Origin of the sequence: Vibrio sp. OY15 (genome assembly GCF_000742455.1) — a bacterium.
Classification (GTDB): Bacteria; Pseudomonadota; Gammaproteobacteria; order Enterobacterales; family Vibrionaceae; genus Vibrio; species Vibrio alginolyticus.
The window spans coordinates 183502-203881 of record NZ_JPIL01000013.1; the positions used below are offsets into that span (position 1 = coordinate 183502).

The 20380-nt window shown below is 44.7% G+C and carries 19 protein-coding genes and 5 tRNA genes; 14 read left to right on the plus strand and 10 right to left on the minus strand.

The genetic code is table 11. The features are described from left to right. Positions 1–29 precede the first annotated feature (29 nt). Positions 30–2681: a beta-N-acetylhexosaminidase gene (locus IJ23_RS17540; protein ID WP_033906932.1), complete on the minus strand. Its 2652-nt coding sequence runs from the start codon at positions 2679–2681 to the stop codon at positions 30–32. A 494-nt stretch (positions 2682–3175) separates the two neighbouring features. On the opposite strand from IJ23_RS17540, the gene IJ23_RS17545 reads away from it, so the two are divergent. Further along, the gene (locus IJ23_RS17545) at positions 3176–4048 is read left to right on the plus strand and encodes a TraB/GumN family protein (RefSeq protein ID WP_033906933.1); all 873 of its coding nucleotides are present in this window, start codon (positions 3176–3178) and stop codon (positions 4046–4048) included. 152 nt (positions 4049–4200) lie between these two features. After that, positions 4201–4584: a hypothetical protein gene (locus IJ23_RS17550; protein ID WP_005384085.1), complete on the plus strand. Its 384-nt coding sequence runs from the start codon at positions 4201–4203 to the stop codon at positions 4582–4584. Between the two features lie 186 nt (positions 4585–4770). On the opposite strand, the gene IJ23_RS17555 is transcribed toward IJ23_RS17550, so the two are convergent. Then, positions 4771–4847, minus strand: a tRNA-Pro gene (locus IJ23_RS17555). Between the two features lie 259 nt (positions 4848–5106). Between IJ23_RS17555 and IJ23_RS24300 the strand changes: the two genes are divergently transcribed. The 3 genes from IJ23_RS24300 to rluF all read left to right on the plus strand — a co-directional run bounded on the left by IJ23_RS24300 (position 5107) and on the right by rluF (position 7213). Continuing rightward, positions 5107–5247 carry a DUF3149 domain-containing protein gene (locus tag IJ23_RS24300; RefSeq protein WP_005382236.1) on the plus strand — a complete coding sequence of 47 codons (141 nt, stop codon included), beginning with the start codon at positions 5107–5109 and terminating at the stop codon, positions 5245–5247. A 132-nt stretch (positions 5248–5379) separates the two neighbouring features. Continuing rightward, positions 5380–5961 (plus strand): DNA endonuclease SmrA, encoded by a 582-nt coding sequence (gene smrA, locus IJ23_RS17565; protein WP_005382233.1) that lies wholly within the window; start codon positions 5380–5382, stop codon positions 5959–5961. A 94-nt stretch (positions 5962–6055) separates the two neighbouring features. Beyond that, positions 6056–7213: a 23S rRNA pseudouridine(2604) synthase RluF gene (gene rluF / locus IJ23_RS17570; protein WP_017634839.1), complete on the plus strand. Its 1158-nt coding sequence runs from the start codon at positions 6056–6058 to the stop codon at positions 7211–7213. A gap of 64 nt (positions 7214–7277) precedes the next feature. Here the strand turns inward: rluF and ybaK are convergent, their stop codons facing one another. The 8 genes from ybaK to hemA all read right to left on the minus strand — a co-directional run bounded on the left by ybaK (position 7278) and on the right by hemA (position 15133). Further along, on the minus strand, positions 7278–7751 hold the full coding sequence (gene ybaK / locus IJ23_RS17575; RefSeq protein WP_033906934.1) for a Cys-tRNA(Pro) deacylase: 474 nt from the start codon (positions 7749–7751) through the stop codon (positions 7278–7280). A 102-nt stretch (positions 7752–7853) separates the two neighbouring features. Continuing rightward, the gene (gene ushA / locus IJ23_RS17580; protein WP_005382230.1) at positions 7854–9536 is read right to left on the minus strand and encodes a bifunctional UDP-sugar hydrolase/5'-nucleotidase UshA; all 1683 of its coding nucleotides are present in this window, start codon (positions 9534–9536) and stop codon (positions 7854–7856) included. A gap of 220 nt (positions 9537–9756) precedes the next feature. Beyond that, positions 9757–10608, minus strand: a complete 852-nt coding sequence (gene kdsA, locus IJ23_RS17585) for a 3-deoxy-8-phosphooctulonate synthase (protein WP_005384095.1) — start codon at positions 10606–10608, stop codon at positions 9757–9759. 53 nt (positions 10609–10661) lie between these two features. Next, positions 10662–11471 (minus strand): SirB1 family protein, encoded by an 810-nt coding sequence (locus IJ23_RS17590; RefSeq protein ID WP_005384098.1) that lies wholly within the window; start codon positions 11469–11471, stop codon positions 10662–10664. Between the two features lie 5 nt (positions 11472–11476). Beyond that, a complete protein-coding gene (locus IJ23_RS17595; RefSeq protein ID WP_005382225.1) occupies positions 11477–11860 on the minus strand; it encodes a SirB2 family protein in 384 nt (127 codons plus the stop codon). Between the two features lie 40 nt (positions 11861–11900). Further along, positions 11901–12755, minus strand: coding sequence for a peptide chain release factor N(5)-glutamine methyltransferase (prmC, locus tag IJ23_RS17600; RefSeq protein WP_033906935.1), 855 nt, complete (start codon positions 12753–12755; stop codon positions 11901–11903). 3 nt (positions 12756–12758) lie between these two features. Continuing rightward, complete coding sequence (gene prfA / locus IJ23_RS17605) at positions 12759–13847, minus strand: peptide chain release factor 1 (RefSeq protein ID WP_005382222.1); 1089 nt, start codon at positions 13845–13847, stop codon at positions 12759–12761. A 29-nt stretch (positions 13848–13876) separates the two neighbouring features. Further along, positions 13877–15133: a glutamyl-tRNA reductase gene (gene hemA / locus IJ23_RS17610; RefSeq protein WP_005384104.1), complete on the minus strand. Its 1257-nt coding sequence runs from the start codon at positions 15131–15133 to the stop codon at positions 13877–13879. 134 nt (positions 15134–15267) lie between these two features. Here hemA and lolB point away from each other — a divergent pair, with 134 nt between their 5' ends. The 9 genes from lolB (at position 15268) to IJ23_RS17655 (ending at position 20338) form a co-directional block, all read left to right on the plus strand. Further along, positions 15268–15906, plus strand: coding sequence for a lipoprotein insertase outer membrane protein LolB (lolB, locus tag IJ23_RS17615; protein WP_017634843.1), 639 nt, complete (start codon positions 15268–15270; stop codon positions 15904–15906). Further along, a complete protein-coding gene (gene ispE / locus IJ23_RS17620; RefSeq protein WP_017634844.1) occupies positions 15903–16775 on the plus strand; it encodes a 4-(cytidine 5'-diphospho)-2-C-methyl-D-erythritol kinase in 873 nt (290 codons plus the stop codon). Before lolB ends, ispE begins: the two co-directional genes overlap by 4 nt. Before the next feature lie 27 nt (positions 16776–16802). After that, on the plus strand, positions 16803–17747 hold the full coding sequence (locus IJ23_RS17625) for a ribose-phosphate pyrophosphokinase (RefSeq protein ID WP_005393176.1): 945 nt from the start codon (positions 16803–16805) through the stop codon (positions 17745–17747). Between the two features lie 151 nt (positions 17748–17898). Beyond that, a complete protein-coding gene (gene pth, locus IJ23_RS17630) occupies positions 17899–18489 on the plus strand; it encodes an aminoacyl-tRNA hydrolase (RefSeq protein WP_005384112.1) in 591 nt (196 codons plus the stop codon). 10 nt (positions 18490–18499) lie between these two features. Further along, on the plus strand, positions 18500–19591 hold the full coding sequence (gene ychF / locus IJ23_RS17635; protein ID WP_005393178.1) for a redox-regulated ATPase YchF: 1092 nt from the start codon (positions 18500–18502) through the stop codon (positions 19589–19591). A 284-nt stretch (positions 19592–19875) separates the two neighbouring features. After that, positions 19876–19952, plus strand: a tRNA-Met gene (locus IJ23_RS17640). Positions 19953–19992: 40 nt separating this feature from the next. After that, positions 19993–20077 (plus strand) — tRNA-Leu (locus IJ23_RS17645). Positions 20078–20109: 32 nt separating this feature from the next. Next, a tRNA-Gln gene (locus tag IJ23_RS17650) sits at positions 20110–20184 on the plus strand. A 77-nt stretch (positions 20185–20261) separates the two neighbouring features. Next, positions 20262–20338 (plus strand) — tRNA-Met (locus IJ23_RS17655). Positions 20339–20380: the final 42 nt, after the last annotated feature.

Here is a 20380-nt window from a genome sequence, read left to right on the forward strand (position 1 = left end):
TGCCAAAAAATTAACTTACAAGAATCGAGTTATTTCACGCTGGTCACTCGACTTGCTTTCTCACCGGTTGCTGACACAGAACGGATAAACACTTCACCTTTCACATTTGGACGAGCATTATCTGCGTAAGTTAGCCAGTTCTTGCCGTCTAGAGAGTATTGAAGCTTCACACCCGGGAACTGAACGTTCATTGCCAGTTTACCCTCTTCAACTTTCGCGCCTGGTACAGGTAGGCGGTAGTCGATACCCGCTTTTTCTAGCTTAGCCAGTTCGCGTTGGCCAAGTACGTTCGCAAAGCGGTTGTAGTCTTGGTTTAGCGCAACTTTGTTTACTAGGTTAGAGTTTTGCGAGTATTCAACACCCACTTTGTAGTCGTTTTCCCAATCAGCACGGTGCCATGCACGTTCAGCGGCTGCCAGTACGCGAGGGAATACCATGTACTCGTATTGCTCGTCGTTACGTACTGTCTCAGACCACAGCTGTGCTGATAGACCATAGAAAGGTTTCGCTTTGATTTCACCTTTACCAGTGAAGCCGTTACCATCGCGGTCTACAGAGGTTTCTGCGTTCTGAGGCATGTTCTCTGGTGCAAAACCAAACATCTTACGAGTATCTGTTGCACGCGTCGCCCAGTAATAACCACGCTCTTTCGGGTCAACTTCGTACGGCATGTCCATGTATACGTAGTCTGGGTTAGAAACGATAACGTCGTAACCTTTCTTAGACCATTCGTACACTGATGATGTGCCACCCCAGTAAAGAACGTCCCAGAAGTTAACACGCGTGTTTTCTGTTGCGAACGCTTTCTCACCTTCACTGTACTTAAGGCCATCTTGCCAAGCTTGGAAGTTTGGAATGCCTTTCTCTGCCACCATCTTCGACACTTCTTCTGCAAAGTGGCTTGGTAGATGAGCAAAATCGCTTACCGTACCGTCTGCAATTAGCGTCTGACATTGTGGTGATTGTGCAAATGGCTTGTCTTGCTTAGACAAATCAATGTTACCCTTCCAGCTTACTTTGTCTTCTGCGTTAATGTCTTGCAGACCAGCGCCTAACTTGATGTTCTTCGCTTCATCACCACCGAAGTGCCATGTTGTTAGCGGCGTACCCGCTTCTTGGTGCATTGCTGCTACTTCTGAAATCACTTTATCAACAAAGCGAGTTGAAGATTCCATACATGGGTTGATGAAGCTTTGCTTGTTGTAGAACTGAACCGTCGTTACGTTCGATGTATCTTGAGGATCCATCAGGCGGTACTCGTTCGCTTCTGCTTCTTTACCTTCTTCCATTAGACGGTCGTAACGTGCTTCCATTGATACCACTGCTGCACGAGCGTGTGCTGGCATATCGATTTCAGGAATCACTTCGATGTTACGCGCTTTCGCGTACTTCAAGATGTCCACGTAGTCTGCTTTGCTGAAGAAGCCAGAACCAAAGTTGTCTGTCGTTGCACCTGAGCCAAGCTGAGGCAGTAAACAGCTTTTCTCTTCCAAATCGAAACAACGGTTAGCGCCAACTTCAGTCAGCTCAGGCAGACCCGGGATTTCTAAACGCCAGCCTTCATCATCCGTTAGGTGAAGGTGTAGTTTGTTCATCTTGTACGCGGCCATTTGGTCAAGCGTTGCAAGAATCGCGTCTTTAGAGTGGAAGTTACGAGCCACGTCCACCATCACACCACGGTAATCAAAACGCGGCGCATCTTTAATAGACAGTTGTGGTAGAGAATCAGCATTTTGGCTATCTACCAGGCCAAAGATAGATTGTACTGCGTAGAAAGCACCTGCTTGGTCAAACGCTTTAATCGCAATACCGTCGCCTTTGATGCTCATTTCGTAAGCACCAGATTTTGCCAATTCACCGGTGAAGTCTGCAGGAACAACAGTGATGCTTACAGGAAGATCACCACGAACATCCACACCTACCACTTCTGCACGATCTTGGATTACCGCGTATTGAGTTGCATCGAAAGCGGCTTTAGGCAGCGCAATACCCGCCGCGATATCTACCGTACCGTTACCTGCTTCAACAGACAGTGGCGTTGGTAGTAACGTGGTTGATACGTCTTGTTTTACTAGGTCTTCGTTCTTCTCGAAACGAGACACAGCGCTCGCAAATACGTTGTTGTCATCTGGCGTACGTTTTAGGTTGTTACCCTCAAGGCCAGTCACGAAAGATGCAACGTCTTCTGTGTTAAGAGAAGCGATCATCTTAGGCTCTGCATTTGGTGCAGCAACGAAAGCGCCTGGCATGAAGTCGGTTTCAAAGAGCTGCCAGTATTCAGCAACAAGAGGAAGCACAACCTCTTCACCCGCAGCAAAACCATCAAACTTATCTGTTGGTTCTAGTTTGTGTAGATCACCCGTTACGCGAGAGATTTTAAACTGTTCGTTTTCAACATCCAGAATCAGACGAATGCTATGGAAGTAAATAGCCCAATCTTTTGAGTCAACCGCTTCACCTTGGTTAACCAGCGTCATGTTTACCTTGTTACAAGACGCCCACTCAGCCCCTAAGTCCTGACAAGCAAGACCTTCGTTTGCACCGTGGTTAGTCAACACTTGGTATTGAATATCAAGATTATTAGCCAACGAATTTACAACTTGTTGTTCAGAGCTTTGCAGCGCAGAGCAACCTGCTAATGTAGTGATAACAGAAACAGCAATCAGACTAGGTTTAAACATCTTACTTCCCCAAAAAAGTCAGTGGTTCAAAACGACAATGATAAAAATCTCGGCCCCTCAAATGCGAGGTACCTAACCGTTACATTCAACATACAACCTGTTATTTCTAAGCGTAAAATAAATAGAAATAGGAAGTGATCCAGCTCAAAAAATGACACTCAGCAAAAACAATAAAAACCTAATTTTCATGGAGTTACAATACACGTCAAAATCGAACAACTTGTTTTGACGAGTTTGCTGCGATCTAGGTCACTTATATTCATGAGTTACGACTGATTTTGTAAGATTTGGATCACGCCTAATTATTTTGTGAACCATTAGTAAGCGAATTACCTATTTACCTTTCGTGAAGTGACTCTCATTTATTCGTCGTCAAAACTCGTCAATATTTTTAGAAATGACGATTTTGTCGAATACCCCACTGGAGAAATTGCACTTAACCTCACGCTATTTTGCGTATAAAGTTTAAAGGTATCTTATCTGAGGACCATTCTATGTTTCGTCTCTTGACGCTAATATCATCTCTACTTGTTACTTTGACTCCTTTTTCCTCTTATGCAGAGCCACAGCATTGGTTAGCGAAAAAAGGGGAAACCGAACTTATGATTATTGGCTCGGTACATGTGGGGGATAAAACGATGTACCCACTCCCTAGAACGGTCATCCAGCATTTAAGCCAAAGCGCAGGGTTGATTATTGAAGCAGACGTCAGGAATTCTGAAGGCTTGGTTTACCCACAAACAACCATTCTTTCTAAAGATGTTTTAGACAGAGCTCAACGTCGCCACTTAATTGAAATTGCCCAAGATTTAGGTTTGCCAGAAACTCAACTCCTAAATTCCCCACCTTGGATGGCAGCATTCACCATCCAACTCGCTTTAGTCAACAAACTGGGGTATGTCTCTGATAAAGGGGTCGACATGCACTTAATAGGACTCGCTGATAAAAAGCAAATCCCGGTCATTCCACTAGAGTCAGTGCAATTCCAAATCGATTTAATCGCAGGTCAATCAGAAGGCGGTAAAGAGATGCTTCTCTCGTCAATTGAAGAATATGATGGCGGAGAAGAGTTGGTTCAATGCTTGATAGAGAGTTGGAAGAGTGGTGATGGTAGCATGTTGGTCGAAGCCTCTTTGACCGATCATACAACAGAAGAGTTTAACCAAGCCTTTTTATACGAGCGTAATCGAGATTGGGCTAAAAAACTCGACACTGGCAGTGTTCTACCTCAACAATCGGGTCGCTTCACCGTTGTTGTTGGTGGCTTGCATTTAGTAGGTAAAGATAACCTGATTGAACTGCTTAAAAATCGGGGATTTAACATCAAACCACTGGGTAAGACGCGCCAAGCAAATTGTGATATCTAGTGATTGTGTGAAAAATGCCATTTAAATACAATTATTTAAATACAACCATTTAAAAATTCATTCAAACTTTCTTATAAAACGCCGTTAAGCTAAGTGGATACAAAACAACTCATATGAAATTTAAATATTTATTCCTATACACGATTGGAATTATGCTCACTTCTTCGCTGTCTTATGCTAAACCGCCATGCAACGTAGAAGCTTTTCAAGCTATTGATATAACTCCGGAAGTAAAAGGCGGTGTTTTAGATAAAGAGAGTGGTCAATTTCTTATTACCGAAAAACCAATGATGCGTTGCGCGAACATCACGTTTTCAACAGCCCACACTCGAAATCGCGTTGCACATATGATGAACCAAGGCTTTGAAGCGGTTTACTATGATGGAAATACAAGCAAATCTCACTCAGTAACGTTTGATGAAGACGATTTAAAAGCGGGTTACGTCAAGATTGGTCCAAATCACCCAAAGACCGCTTATGTCTGCTTCACTACTTCTGAAACTCCTATCAATACTATCTCGTGTGACATCAAGTAATAAATTTACTCACTCTAAAAAATGAAAAGGCCCTACATTTCTGTAGAGCCTTCCTCTCAATACGTGTCGGTGAAGTGCCATATTCGAACATCAGGCGAACCCCAATTTGATTCGATACTATTGAAGTCTAAAATTACTAGCGCTAAAAACGACGAAAGCCTGCTCATTGAGCAGGCTTTCTAAAAGTGGTCGGTGAAGAGGGATTCGAACCCCCGACCCTCTGGTCCCAAACCAGATGCGCTACCAAGCTGCGCTATTCACCGAGATGTTTAACTGAGGAATTGTCCCCGTCAACGAATGCGTATATTACGGATTCTGAACTGTGGCGCAAGTGCTTTTTACAAAAAAACCTTAGGTCTTAATTCGTTTGATGAATAACTGAACACTAGCACGTAAAATGTGACTGATAACTCACAACAAAATACAGTTTATTAACCTTAGCAACATAATTGATCCAGATCAGTGTGCAACAAGACACCGCCATTTAGTTTATTCCTGTCGGGAACATCTTGGAGGAAACGTATGGACTTTTGGCTTGATCTCCTATTTGGTAATGCAGTGGGTCTATCGTCAATGATAGTAATTTTTGGGGCAATTGGTCTGATGTTATTTTACGGCGGTTTCTTCATATACAAGATCATGAACGACAAATCTCCTCACTAGATCTCGCTTAGCTCTAGAAACGCTTTGCACCGGAGTCGGTTACTTGCCTACTCCGGTTTTTTATTTGATCTCAATGCACCACTCATTGATATAATCCTATTATTCTTCCCTGTTCTTAATGAGATTACTGCTATGTCTCACGACGACGATTTTGATCTATTTCAACAGATGATGGGCGATGTAAAGCCAATCACTCAAGACACCACCGAACACAAAAAAGTACACCAAGTAACAGAAGCACAGCTCGCAAAACGCGAAGCAGCAATCTGGTTAACGGAAGATGACCCAGAATACCTATCACTTGATCACGCTGAAATGCTCAAGCCAGAGGACTTTGTTGAGTTCAAACGTGATGGTGTACAGGACGGGGTTTACCGCAAACTTCGCCTTGGTAAGTATCCAATCCAAGCTCGCTTGGATTTGCACCGTAAAACATTGAAAGAAGCACGTGATGAAGTCGTGACGTTTTTAAAGCAATGCCTATCAATGGACATTAGAACGGTCGTTATCGTCCATGGTCGAGGAGAACGCTCAAATCCACCTGCAATGATGAAAAGCTTTGTTAGCAGTTGGCTACGACAAATAAAGGAAGTCCAATGCGTCCATAGTGCGCAACGCTTTCACGGTGGAACTGGAGCCGTTTACGTCCTACTTAGAAAAAGTGCGGAAAAGAAATTAGAAACCCGCGAACGTCACCAAAAACGGTTAGGCTAAATTTCACCCTAATGCTAGAATGCCCGCCCTTATTCTTCCTTCCCCTTAAAGGAAGGGAGCTTCATTCGCCGTTGTGAAACGTTAGGAGACAAAAATGTCACAAGACAACGCTAAACGATTAAATAAATTCATCAGTGAAACGGGGTTTTGCTCACGCCGTGAAGCAGACAGACTGATTGAGCAAGGCCGTGTCACCATTAATGGCAACAAACCTGAAATGGGGACAAAAGTGCTACCTGGTGATGATGTTTGTGTGGATGGTAAGCCAGTGGCAGCAAAAGAGAAGCCGATTTATATCGCTCTCAATAAACCAACAGGCATCACCTGTACAACTGAGAGAGACGTCCCTGGAAACATCGTTGATTTCATCGGCCACCAAAAACGTATCTTTCCGATCGGCCGCTTAGACAAACCCTCTGATGGTCTGATCTTTTTGACCAACGATGGCGACATCGTGAACAAAATCCTTCGCGCAGGCAACAGCCACGAAAAAGAGTACGTCGTACGCGTGGACAAGCCAATTACAGGCGAGTTTCTCAAACAGATGTCGAGTGGCGTTAAGATTCTCGACACAGTCACCCTACCTTGTAAGGTAACGAAAGAAACTAAATTCTCTTTCCGTATTGTGCTCACTCAAGGACTTAACCGTCAGATCCGTCGCATGTGTGAAGCGCTGGGCTATGAAGTATTCAAGCTGCGTCGCGTACGCATCATGAATATCTCTCTTGATGGTATTCCCAATGGGAAATGGCGTTATCTAAGTGACGAAGAAGTGGCAGAGATCCTAGCAATGTGTGAAGGCTCGGTAGGTACAGAAGAAGCATCAAAAACAGACTCTAGAGGTCGCAACATTCGTAAAGCGACCGACGCGAAGCTGTTTGATAGCCGTGAAGAAAACCAAGATTCTACTGCTCGTCGTAACCAGAAGACACGAACTTTCCGCGGTAACAATGCTGATGAATTCCGTCATGCACCAAACTCGAAAAAAGGTCAACAAAAGCGTCGTCAGCGTGATGATGAAGGCGGACGTCCAGCTAAAGAACATTACAAAGCGAAATCACAAGGTGAACGCAGCAGACCGCAAGGCGAGCATGGTAAATCGCACCGTAAACCAGATGCATCGAGCAATACGCATTCAGCAAACAAGCCTCAATCACTGAGTAAGCCTAAGCAGCATTACATGAACCCAAATGCCGCGAAACCAAGCAAACCAGCTAAACGCACTGGTGGTACATTGAGTCTGAAGAAGTAACGCTTCACTGACAGGCAAGATCAAAAAAGGACGCTCATGAGCGTCCTTTTTATTTGTCATGAGTTTACAAACAAAGAGGTGCAAACTGACCACGAGTTAAGCTCAGCAAATCTCTCGGGGCTAACTCAATTTCTAAACCACGTTTACCAGCACTCACACAGATTTTGTCTTGCTCTGCTGCGCTTTCGTGCAAAAAAGTAGGTAAGGCTTTCTTCTGCCCTAGTGGGCTAATTCCACCAACGACATAACCTGTGGTCTTTTGGGCGATTTCCGGATCAGCCATATCGGCCTTTTTGCCCTTCGCTGCTTTCGCCGCCAGTTTTAGGTTCAGCTTTTGGTCAACAGGGATAATCGCAACCGCAAGGTTCTTTGGCTCCCCGTTCAAGCAGAACAGCAAGGTTTTAAATACTGTTTTCGGCTCCTGCCCCAGTACTTCAGCAGCCTCCAAGCCATAACTATCGGCTCTAGGGTCATGCTCATACTGATGAATCGTGTGTGGAATTTTTTTCTTTTTCGCAAGATTAATGGCCGGAGTCATCAAGATTCTCCTCATAAAAACAAAAAGCGCAGATTGAATTGGATCTGCGCTTTTAGTTAATGATATCAGCGAGTTTGAGTCAATCGCTTTTTCTCTGTTGGGTTACTGATCAATCGCCGTATCAACTAAATACGTGATTTCACCTGAAGGGGCATACTCATTAACATCAATAGGGCTATGTGTTTCTAAATAATCCTTCAAAACCTCAGCATCGGTAAAACCTGTATTTACATACCCTGGATGATCGTCGATTTTAGGGTAACCATCTCCACCAGCAGCATTATAGCTTGGTACGGTAAAGCGGTAATTACCATCTAAGCGAAGTTGCTTATTACCAATGAACACATTGGTTACCTCACCATTATTGATACTCATCGCAATGCCGGCAAACTGCGCGTAAGCTCCAGAGTCGACAGGTTTAGTTGCAACGACATTTAGGTAATCCAATACTTCTTTGCCCGTCATATCAACGTAAGAGACCATATTGCCAAATGGCTGAACAGTCAGCACATCTTTGTAGGTAATCTCACCTGCTGCAATCGAATCGCGAACGCCGCCAGAATTCATTACGGCGAAATCTGCTTTCGCACGTTCCATGTGAGCCGTTGCAATTAATCGACCTAAGTTTGTTTGCTGGTAACGAACCACATTGCGGTCACCCTCAAGCTTACCGTTAGATTCTGCAATCTTCACGTTTAGTTTGCCCTGACCTTTTTCTTGATAAGGACGAAGAAACTCAAGCATCATTTCGTCTTGTTTAATCTCATCTTGGATCAAGACTCGTTGCGACTGACCATCAACTTTAACTTTCTTTTTCAAGTTTACAGGGATTAGATCGTAGCTCACCATCGAGAGTTCGCCATTACGAAACTCGTAATCGGCGCGTCCCACATATTTCCCCCACTCATGTGCCTGAACAATAAAGGTACCATTTTGTTTATCGGGCTGACATTCATCACCTGGTTTAAAGTTCTTTTTGATAACGTTTGGACCTTCCATGCACACAGGTTCTTGTGAGTGTCCTCCAACGATCATGTCGAGATCGCCGTCATTCAAATAACGAGCTAACGCCACATCGCCAGGAGCATTGATGCCTCTATTACCATTTTCATAGTGTCCCATATGCGTGACAGCAAAAATCAGATCTGGATACTCTGTTTCTTTCAGTTCTGCAATCAGCTTCTTGGCTTCTTCTTTTGGGTCACGGAAGTCAATTTGTTCAATGAATTCAGGGTTGCCAAGTTTCGCTGTGTCTTCGGTTGTAAGGCCAATGACCGCAATTTTAATGCCCTGCTTTTTAAACATCGCATATGGTTGGAATAAACGCTTGCCAGTATTTTTATCGTAAATATTGGCAGACAACATCGGAAAGTTTGCCCACTCTTGCTGCTTGAATAGCACGTCCAATGGATTATCAAACTCATGATTACCTAGAGCCATCGCATCGTAACCAATTTTGCTCATGCCTTTAAAATCCGGCTCGGCATCTTGTAAATCAGACTCAGGTACTCCTGTGTTGATGTCACCACCAGAAAGCAGTAACACGCTGCCCCCCTCAGCCTGTATTTCTTCGCGCAAATCATCGATTAACGTTTTACGCGCCGCCATGCCATATTCACCGTATCGATTTTGCCAAAAGCGACCATGATGATCGTTAGTGTGCAACACGGTCAATTTATAGGTTGTATCGGCATTCCATTCTGGTGCAGGTTGCGTAGCACACCCAGCTAACGAGGCCAAGATAGCGGCACTCAAAACAGTTTTGATCATCAGACGCTGATTCATTTATTTACCTTTTTCTTATTGGGATTACTGAAGCACATTCTAAGCATTCGATCTATTTGAAAACCACGTGCACCCTAACACATTGATTTAATAATTATGATGCATTGTTTAGCAATAACAAATTCATCAGTAACAAGTTTGAGAATTCACGGCTTTTCAGATAAAAAAATAGCCAACACTCGGTTGGCTATAGTATTTGTTACCACCAGTCATCTGGCGTTTACTTGATATCTATATCTGCAAAGCTCTTGATCAGATCATCAAGCGATTTCATTTGTGCTAAGAATGGCTCTAACTTGTCTAGAGGCAGTGCAGATGGGCCATCACAACGCGCTTGGTCTGGGTTTGGGTGCGCTTCGATAAATAGACCTGCGATGCCTGTCGCTAGACCCGCTTTTGCAAGCTCAACTGTCTGCTCACGACGGCCGCCAGATGCTGCGCCTGATGGGTCACGCATTTGTAGTGAGTGCGTTACGTCAAAGATGATTGGGCTACCTTTCGAAGCATTTTTCATCACACCAAAACCAAGCATGTCTACAACTAGGTTATCGTAACCGTGGCAAGAACCGCGCTCACATAGGATGATCTTGTCGTTACCGCACTCTGCGAACTTCTCAACGATGTTTCCCACTTGACCAGGGCTCATAAATTGAGGTTTCTTCACGTTGATAACCGCACCTGTTTTGGCCATAGCTTCAACAAGGTCAGTTTGGCGAGCTAGGAATGCAGGAAGCTGAATAACGTCTACCACGTCAGCGACAGGTTGAGCTTGCGCTTCAGTGTGAACGTCCGTGATGATCTTTACACCAAAAGTGTCTTTCAGCTCCTGAAAGATTTTCATACCTTCTTCCAGACCTGGACCGCGGTATGAATGAACAGAACTGCGGTTTGCTTTGTCAAACGACGCCTTAAATACGTAAGGAATACCAAGTTTTTCCGTTACTTTTACGTAGTGCTCACAGATCTGCATCGCAAGATCACGAGACTCAAGAACGTTCATACCTGCAAATAGGGTGAATGGCTTGTCGTTAGCAACCTGAATGTCGCCGATATTAACGATTTTCTGTTCCATTTTGATTCTCTTTTTCTGTCCACGATACGCCACAGTTCGGCACATCGATAAAATTAGTGAAGTGTGACGTGCGTTTCACTCATCACATTAACTTGTGATTTTAGTAGCTCGGAAGCCGGATCGTCAGGGCATTGGTCAATAAAGTACTGAAAATCTGATACCGCTACTTGAGGGCACTCTAGCTGTTGGAAAATAAAACCACGGTCACGAATTTCGTATGGGTCATCTGGCACAAACGTTAGAGCAAGATTTGTACAACGTAATGCCAGCGTATAATGCTCTTCACGCAACATCGCACTTTTAATCAATGCCAACCAGCGACCAATAATTGTTGGGTTGTCAGCTTCCTCAAAATGTTCAGGCTTTAGCTGAGCTAACGGTCCTTCCTGGCCAATAAGCCAAGCTTGAAGAATCCTTTCACCTACATACTCACCATTAAATGGGTTGATGTAGTCTGGCTTCTTATGCATCCAATCGACTTTTAACAGGAACTGAGTAGGGAAAGTAACTCCCTTCAACGGGAACCCCAGCTTTTTGCCTAGGTATAACAAAATCGAACCTAAGCTCACAGGAATACCTTTTCTGCGCTCCAACACTTTATCGATGAAGCTGTTGTCCGAAATAAAGTATTCCTGCTCGTCGCCTTTGAACCCCCACTCGTGGAAAAACAGTCGTAGGAATGCATCAAATCGTTGCTCTTCATCGGTTTCATGAACAAGCGTGGCTTCTGCATCTTTGTAAAGACGCTCTAACTCTTGTTTCGCCCAATGTACTTTGGTTTCTGGGTTAATCGCTTTGTTTAGCTCAAGCGCACCTTCCACCAACGGTATATTGTCAAAATCTTCGTCAAAAAACTCTAACATGACGTCTATCCAAATAACGTAGGGCTCTTAGACACAGCAATGTTTGCAGCCATGACCAACCAACCTAATGCGCCGAAAAAGCCAAATATCTTCAGTAGGTTGTTTTTCGCAAGTTTCAATGAGAAGAATCCAAGCGCAATGTACGCCAGTACGCAGGTGATTTTGTTTGTTAACCACGGTGCGGCATCGGTAAACGGGATGAAACCCGTAATGAAAATAAGCGCGATACCTGACACTAGCAATGCAGTATCAACGATGTGGGGAAACACTTTCAAAAAGCGATTATTTCGCTTCGGTGAGTTCATCATCATTAACACGAATCGGATCGATAGTAGCGTCGCGCTGAGAGCGATCGTCACTAAGTGTATGTGTTTTAGAGCTACGTACATTTTTCTTCTCTTTTTAGTTAGTGTTTGCTGACTTCCATGATTAACTGGCCAGACAACCAAGTGTTACTCGATCGTTACCGCCATAATCTTTTTCCGTAGCGACCTGTTGGTAACCAAAGCCACGCATTATCTCACGCACCGCCTCACCTTGATCATAACCATGTTCAAATGCCAGCCAACCGCCCACTTCAAGATACTGACGAGCAAGATCCGAGATATGACGAATATCAGCTAAGCCATTCTCTTTAGCAACTAATGCAGATTTTGGCTCAAAGCGCACATCGCCTTGGGATAAATGTGGATCTTTTTCATCAATATATGGCGGGTTGGAGACAATTAAAGCAAACTTCATACCTTCTGTAATAGGCTCAAACCAACTGCCTTGAGCAAAGGTCACATTTTTGATGTTTAGCTGCTCAGCATTGTACTCTGCAAGTGCTTTCGCTTCTTGCTTAAGGTCTACGCCCATCACTTGACGCTTTGGCATTTCAGATGCAAGCGCGATGGCGATAGCTCCCGTCCCCGTTCCAAGATCTAAAATAGGCCCAGTCTGCTCGTAGGTCTTATCGAGTGCAACTTCGACCAAACGTTCTGTATCCGGTCTTGGGATCAAGGTAGAGGGAGAAACTTTGAATGGTAAAGACCAAAACTCTCGCTCACCAATAATATAAGCGACGGGTTCACCAGTTAAACGTCGTTCAAGTAGAGCGTCAAACTGAGATTTTTGCTCTGCTTCTAATGCTTTTTCTGGCCAGGTCAGCAGGTAAGTTCGTGGTTTGCCAAGGACATGGCAAAGGAGTACAGCTGCATCGAGAGAAGGCGACTCTTTGCCGCCTTCTGCCAGTTTCGCCGTCGCACTTTTCAGTGCTTGCTCAATCGATTGAACTTGGCTCATCGATTAGCCGTTCTCTGCGAGCGCCGCAAGTTGGTCTGCTTGGTGCTCTTGAATCACAGGATCAATCAAGCTCTGCAGGTCACCTTCCATCACTTCGTTCAAACGATAGATGGTCAGGTTGATACGGTGATCAGACACACGACCTTGTGGGTAGTTGTATGTACGAATACGGTCACTACGGTCACCAGAACCTAGAAGGTTACGACGTGTATCAGACACTTCTGCGGCACGACGCTCTTCTTCCGCTTGAACGATACGAGCAGCAAGAACCGCCATTGCTTTCGCTTTGTTCTTGTGCTGTGAACGCTCATCCTGACACTCTACTACCGTACCCGTTGGTAAGTGGGTAATACGAATTGCAGAATCCGTGGTGTTAACGTGCTGACCACCCGCGCCAGATGCACGGAACGTATCGATTTTCAGGTCTGCTGCTTTGATTTCAGGCAGATCCGCTTCAGGGATTTCCGCCATTACTGCTACTGTACAAGCAGAAGTATGCACACGGCCTTGAGATTCAGTTGCAGGAACACGCTGTACACGGTGACCGCCTGACTCAAATTTCAACACGCCGTATGCACCGTCGCCGCTTACTTTCGCGATCATCTCTTTGTAACCACCGTGCTCTGCCTCGTTTGAAGACATGACTTCGATGCGCCAGCCACGCTTTTCTGCGTACTTGCTGTACATACGGAATAGATCACCCGCGAAGATACCCGCTTCGTCGCCACCCGCACCTGCACGAATTTCTAGGAAACAGTTACGATCATCGTTCGGATCTTTTGGCAGAAGAAGAATCTGTAACTCATCAGTAAGACGCTCAATCGTCGCTTTCGCTTCTTTGATTTCTTCTTGCGCCATTTCACGCATTTCTTCGTCGTCTTCGTTTGCCATCTCTTCAGCGGCGACAAGATCTTCTTGTGCTTGTTGATAAGCTTGGAAGCACTTGGTTACTTCTTCTAGCTGAGAGTACTCTCTTGATAGAGCACGGAATTTGTCCTGATTTCCAATTACATCAGGATCACCAAGAAGATGTTGAACTTCTTCGTAACGTTCTACTAGCGTTTCTAGCTTAGTCAGAATAGAGGCTTTCATAGTGTCGTTTTCTTAATAAAAAGCGTGAGTTATAGATCATCCAAGCCAAGTGTTTGGCGGATAATCGTTAATTTTGCTGGTTCGCCTTGCTCTGCTGCACTTTGCAATGCGCGAGTTGGAGCGTGAATCAGTTTGTTGGTGAGTTTATTACTCAGCTCGCGCAGCACTTTCTCCGGATCTGCGCCTGCCGCTAAAGATTGCAAACTTTTGCTCAGTAACTCTTCACGAATTTCGTTGGCTGATTTGCGATAGTCGCGAATACTATCGACGGCTTGCAGTGAACGCAACCATGTCATAAATGCAGCGCTTTCTTCACTAACAATCGCTTCAGCTTGAATCGCTTCGACTTTACGCTGCTCAATGTTGCTGTCGATGATAGATTGCAAGTCATCAACAGAATACAGATATGCGTCGTTCAGTTCACCGACTTCCGACTCCACATCTCGCGGCACCGCAATATCGACTAACAAGATAGGTTGATGTCGGCGCTGCTTTAGAGCCGTTTCGACCATACCTTTGCCAATAATAGGCAATGGGCTCGCCGTTGAGCTAATCACAATATCCGCTTTCGCCAAATGTTCAGGAATTTCGTTCAAACTGATCACTTCTGCGCCAAATTGGTCCGCTAAGCCTTGCGCGCGCTCTTTAGTGCGGTTCGCGACAATCATTTTTGTGCAACCGTTGGACGCTAAATGCTTCGCGACCAATTCAATCGTCTCGCCCGCACCAACTAAAAGCACGGTTGAATCTGATAACGACTCAAAAATATGTTTTGCCAGTGTACATGCCGCATAAGCCACGGACACGGCATTACCACCAATATCTGTCTCTGTTCTTACCCGTTTGGCGACTGAGAACGTCTTTTGAAACAGTTTATCAATCGAGGCATCGACAGCTTGATGATCTCGCGAGTCAGAAAATGCTTGCTTTACCTGCCCCAAAATTTGAGGCTCACCCAACACCAGAGAGTCAAGACCGCACGATACGCGCATCAAATGCTTTATTGCAGCTTGTTCTTCATGAACATACAAACTCGGCATTAAATCTTCGCGGCTCACTTGATGAAATTGAGCAAGCCAATCGATCAACTTGTTTCGCGCTCCTTGCTTAACATCGCAGTACAACTCAGTTCGGTTACAGGTTGAAACAATCACACTGCCGTTAACCGCTTCGTGCTCTCTAAGTTGCTCGAGTGCAGGGCCGAGTTTATCCGGACCAAACGCCACCTTCTCTCGCAAGTCGACAGACGCTGTATTGTGATTAATTCCAATAGCAAGCAAGGACATCTAACGTGGTATCTCTGGGATAGGTTATAAAATAGGTCCAGAATTTTACTGTAAGCACGCATTTATTGAAAGGGTAAGCCGGATTTGTTTTCCTAAGTGCGACTTTTCAATGCTATAGTTGTGAGCGATTCCCGATGAAACTGATTAATAAGCCATCAAACATGACGTTACGCTCCTTTATTCTTTTTTTCTTGTCGAGCTTACTGCTCGCTGGTTGTTCGTCCGTTCCTGAAAGTGTTACCAGCGTTGAATGGCAAGCTCATGAGCAGCGACTCGAAACCATCCAAGATTTTCAAGCAACGGGGAAACTTGGTTATATTGGCCCAGACCAAAGACAAAATTTAAACTTCTACTGGAAACATTCTTCAGCACTAAGCCAGTTGCGTTTAACAACGATTCTCGGACAAACGGCATTAAAGCTCACCATCACCCCACAAGGCGCCACAGTAGAAACTTACGATGATCAGGTCCTTTCTTCTCGCAGTGCTAATCAGCTGATTTACCGTCTTACAGGGTTGATGATGCCCGTCGATCACATGCCTGACTGGCTATTAGGTCTACCGACCGATGCCGACAAATTCCAACTGTCTCCAACCAATACACTGCAAGCGTTAAACAAACAAATTGGTTTAAATGATTGGAGTATCGCTTATCAACGATATGGCGACGTTCAATGGCATGAACAGTCTCTCCCTCTGCCAAATAAGCTGAAACTCACCACAGCTGATGTCAAAATAAATCTAGTGATCACAAAATGGAACATCACCCAATGATTGAACTTTCAACACGCTGGCCATCACCAGCGAAATTGAATCTCTTTCTATATATCAACGGCCGTACAGAGAATGGCTACCACGAGTTACAAACCTTATTCCAATTCGTCGATCACGGCGATGAGCTCACCATTCAAGCGAACCATTCTGGTGATATTACGATTTCTCCAGAGATAGAAGGTGTGCCTCTTCAAGACAATTTAATTTGGAAAGCAGCAACCGCGCTTCAAGCTTACTCAAACTGCCCTTTTGGCGCGCATATTGAGCTACAGAAAGTGCTGCCTATGGGTGGAGGCATTGGTGGGGGCTCATCGAATGCAGCTACAGCATTAGTGGCACTGAATTACTTATGGCAACTGAATCTAACTGACGACGAACTGGCTGAAATAGGTTTAAAACTAGGCGCAGACGTGCCCGTATTTGTGCGCGGATTTGCAGCTTTTGCTGAAGGTGTTGGTGAAAAACTCTCTCCTGCTTATCCCGAAGAAAAGTGGTATTTAGTCGTCAGACCCAATGTATCTATCGCAACCGTCGACGTTTTTTGTCATCCAGATCTAACGCGAAACACCCCAAAACGAGATCTAGAAACACTTTTAAATACGCCAAGCGTAAACGATTGCGAAAAAATTGTACGAATGCTCTACCCAGAGGTTGATAAGCAACTTTCTTGGCTGCTACAATACGCGCCGTCAAGATTGACGGGGACAGGATCTTGCGTTTTTGCTGAATTTTCGAGCAAATCTGAAGCAGAAACTATCCTTGCACAACTCTCTGATAAAGTCTCGGCATTTATCGCTCAAGGGCGCAATATTTCGCCATTAAAAGAGACTTTGGCTGAATACCAATCAGCCTCACACCGACCTATTTAAACTGGACGCAAACCCGAGGTTTCCACCGTGCCTGATATGAAGCTATTTGCTGGTAACGCAACACCTGAACTAGCCCAACGTATTGCTGATCGTCTTTACATCTCTCTTGGTGATGCATCTGTTTCTCGCTTTTCTGATGGCGAAGTTGCAGTTCAAATCAATGAGAATGTTCGTGGTAGCGATGTTTTCATCATTCAATCCACTTGTGCACCGACTAACGACAACCTAATGGAATTGGTTGTTATGATTGATGCAATGCGCCGTGCTTCAGCAGGCCGTATCACTGCAGTTATCCCTTACTTCGGCTACGCTCGCCAAGACCGTCGTGTACGTTCTGCGCGTGTGCCAATTACTGCAAAAGTTGTTGCTGATTTCCTATCTAACGTTGGTGTTGACCGCGTTCTAACTATCGACCTACACGCAGAGCAAATTCAAGGCTTCTTCGATGTACCTGTAGACAACATCTTCGGCACGCCAGTGCTACTTGAAGATATGCAGGCTCGCGGTCTAGATAACCCTGTAGTGGTATCTCCTGACCTAGGTGGCGTTGTTCGTGCTCGTGCAACAGCAAAAGCACTAGGCGACATCGACATCGCAATCGTAGATAAGCGTCGTCCACGTGCAAACGTTTCTGAAGTAATGAACCTAATCGGTGATGTTGAAGGTCGTGACTGTGTGATCGTTGATGACATGATCGACACAGGTGGCACACTATGTAAAGCAGCTGAAGCACTAAAAGAGCGCGGTGCTAAGCGTGTATTCGCTTACGCTACTCACGCAGTATTCTCAGGCAACGCTGCGGATAACATCAAGAACTCAGTTCTTGACCAAGTTATCGTAACTGACTCTATCTCTCTGTCTAAAGAGATGGCTGCAACAGGTAAAGTGACAACACTAAGCCTATCTCGCATGCTGGCTGAAGCGATTCGTCGTATCAGCAACGAAGAGTCAATCTCTGCAATGTTCAACTAATACGAACATTTCAGTTACACTGATTTCAAAAGCACCCCTCTTTGGGGTGTTTTTTTATTTGTACTGATAACTAGAAAATCCCTTGGTCGCCCACCGCGAGTTTTCTGTGCTATCATACTGCGCTTTTTGAGATTCCAGAGAGATCCTAACCTTGAGTCAACAAATCAAACTTCTTGTTGGTCTTGCTAATCCAGGACCAGAATACGCCAGAACTCGTCACAATGCGGGCGCTTGGGTTGTAGAAGAATTAGCACGCGTTCACAACGTTACACTGAAGAACGAACCAAAGTTTTTTGGTCTAACAGGACGCATTATGGTCAATGGCCAGGATCTCCGTTTGCTTATCCCAACCACCTTCATGAATCTATCAGGTAAATCGATCGCAGCGCTTGCGAAATTTTATCAAATTAAACCTGAAGAGATCATGGTTGCTCATGACGAGCTAGACTTACCGCCAGGTGTCGCTAAGTTTAAAAAAGGTGGGGGTCACGGTGGACACAACGGTCTGCGTGACACCATTAGCAAACTGGGCAATAACAAAGATTTTTATCGTCTTCGTATTGGCATTGGTCATCCGGGACACAAAGATAAAGTGGCGGGTTTTGTATTAGGTAAAGCGCCAGCTAAAGAGCAAGAGCTTTTAGATGCAGCAGCTGACGAGGCTGTTCGTTGTCTAGATATCCTGATTAAGGATGGCCTATCTAAAGCACAAAATCGCCTCCACACGTTCAAAGCTGAATAAGGTTACTATCATGGGTTTTAAATGTGGCATCGTTGGTCTACCTAACGTAGGTAAATCAACTCTGTTCAACGCACTAACTAAAGCGGGTATCGAAGCAGCAAACTTCCCGTTCTGTACCATTGAACCAAACACTGGTGTGGTTCCTGTGCCAGATCTACGTCTAGACGCACTAGCTAAGATCGTTAACCCACAGAGAGTTCTTCCAACGACGATGGAGTTCGTGGACATCGCTGGTCTTGTTGCTGGTGCATCACGTGGTGAAGGTTTAGGTAACAAATTCCTAGCTAACATCCGTGAAACAGACGCGATTGGCCACGTTGTACGTTGTTTTGAAAACGAAAACATTGTTCATGTTTCAGGTAAAGTTTCACCTATTGAAGATATCGAAGTGATCAACCTTGAACTTGCAATGGCTGACCTAGATTCTTGTGAGCGAGCGATTCAACGTAACGCGAAGAAGGCAAAAGGCGGCGATAAAGACGCAAAATTTGAACTAACCGTACTAGAAAAACTGTTACCAGTACTAACTGAAGGCGGCATGGCACGCACGGTTGAGCTATCTAAAGAAGAGTTAGCAGCAATCGGCTATCTAAACTTCCTAACACTGAAGCCAACTATGTACATTGCAAACGTAAACGAAGATGGCTTCGAAAATAATCCATATCTAGATGCGGTTCGTGAGTTCGCAGAAAAAGAAAACAATGTCGTTGTACCTGTATGTGCGGCTATCGAATCTGAACTATCTGAACTGGAAGATGAAGATCGCGAAGAATTCCTAGCAGATATGGGGATCGAAGAGCCGGGCCTAAACCGTGTAATTCGCTCTGGTTACGAACTACTGACTCTACACACCTACTTCACAGCAGGTGTTAAAGAAGTACGTGCTTGGACAATCCCTGTTGGTGCAACTGCACCTCAGGCGGCAGGTAAGATCCACACTGACTTCGAGAAAGGCTTTATTCGTGCAGAAGTAGTCGGTTACGACGATTTCATCCAATTCAATGGTGAAAATGGCGCAAAAGACGCAGGTAAATGGCGTCTAGAAGGTAAAGACTACATCGTAAAAGATGGTGATGTTGTACACTTCCGCTTCAATGTTTAATTAAATGAATGAATTCTAAACACTTCATTTACACTAAAAGCCAGCTGCTAAGCTGGCTTTTTTAATACCTTAAGTAAATGAGCAAAAATAAATTACCTAACTGCAAGCTAATTTATTTCCAGTTTTAGATCATAAACACGCCTCTTTGTTTAAAAAGGAAGCGAACGAGGTTTTTTCCGAAATTTATTAAAAAAAACTGTTGACGGATCTCACTCAACTTCGCATAATGCGCGCCGTTCCCAACGACAAGGCAACAAAGCGTTGAGAACAAAAAATACGGTTTTGGCTACGTAGCTCAGCTGGTTAGAGCACATCACTCATAATGATGGGGTCACAGGTTCGAATCCCGTCGTAGCCACCATTCCTAAATGTTCTTTTTATCAGAGCAGTTAGGAATAGATGCGGAAGTGGCGGAATTGGTAGACGCACCAGATTTAGGTTCTGGCGCCGCAAGGTGTGAGAGTTCAAGTCTCTCCTTCCGCACCATATTTCAAATAGTCATTGTGACTATTGCCTGCAGGTCTATCGCCAAGCGGTAAGGCAGCGGCTTTTGATGCCGCCATTCCCTGGTTCGAATCCAGGTAGACCTGCCATTATTCAAGTGCGATTCCTTTATAAAAGGGGTTGTCACTGAGAGCGTGAAGGTTTATATTGTCTCGCTCCAAAAGATGGCTACGTAGCTCAGCTGGTTAGAGCACATCACTCATAATGATGGGGTCACAGGTTCGAATCCCGTCGTAGCCACCATGAACAACGTTATTTAGGTCTTTACCAATTACCTTGATAACT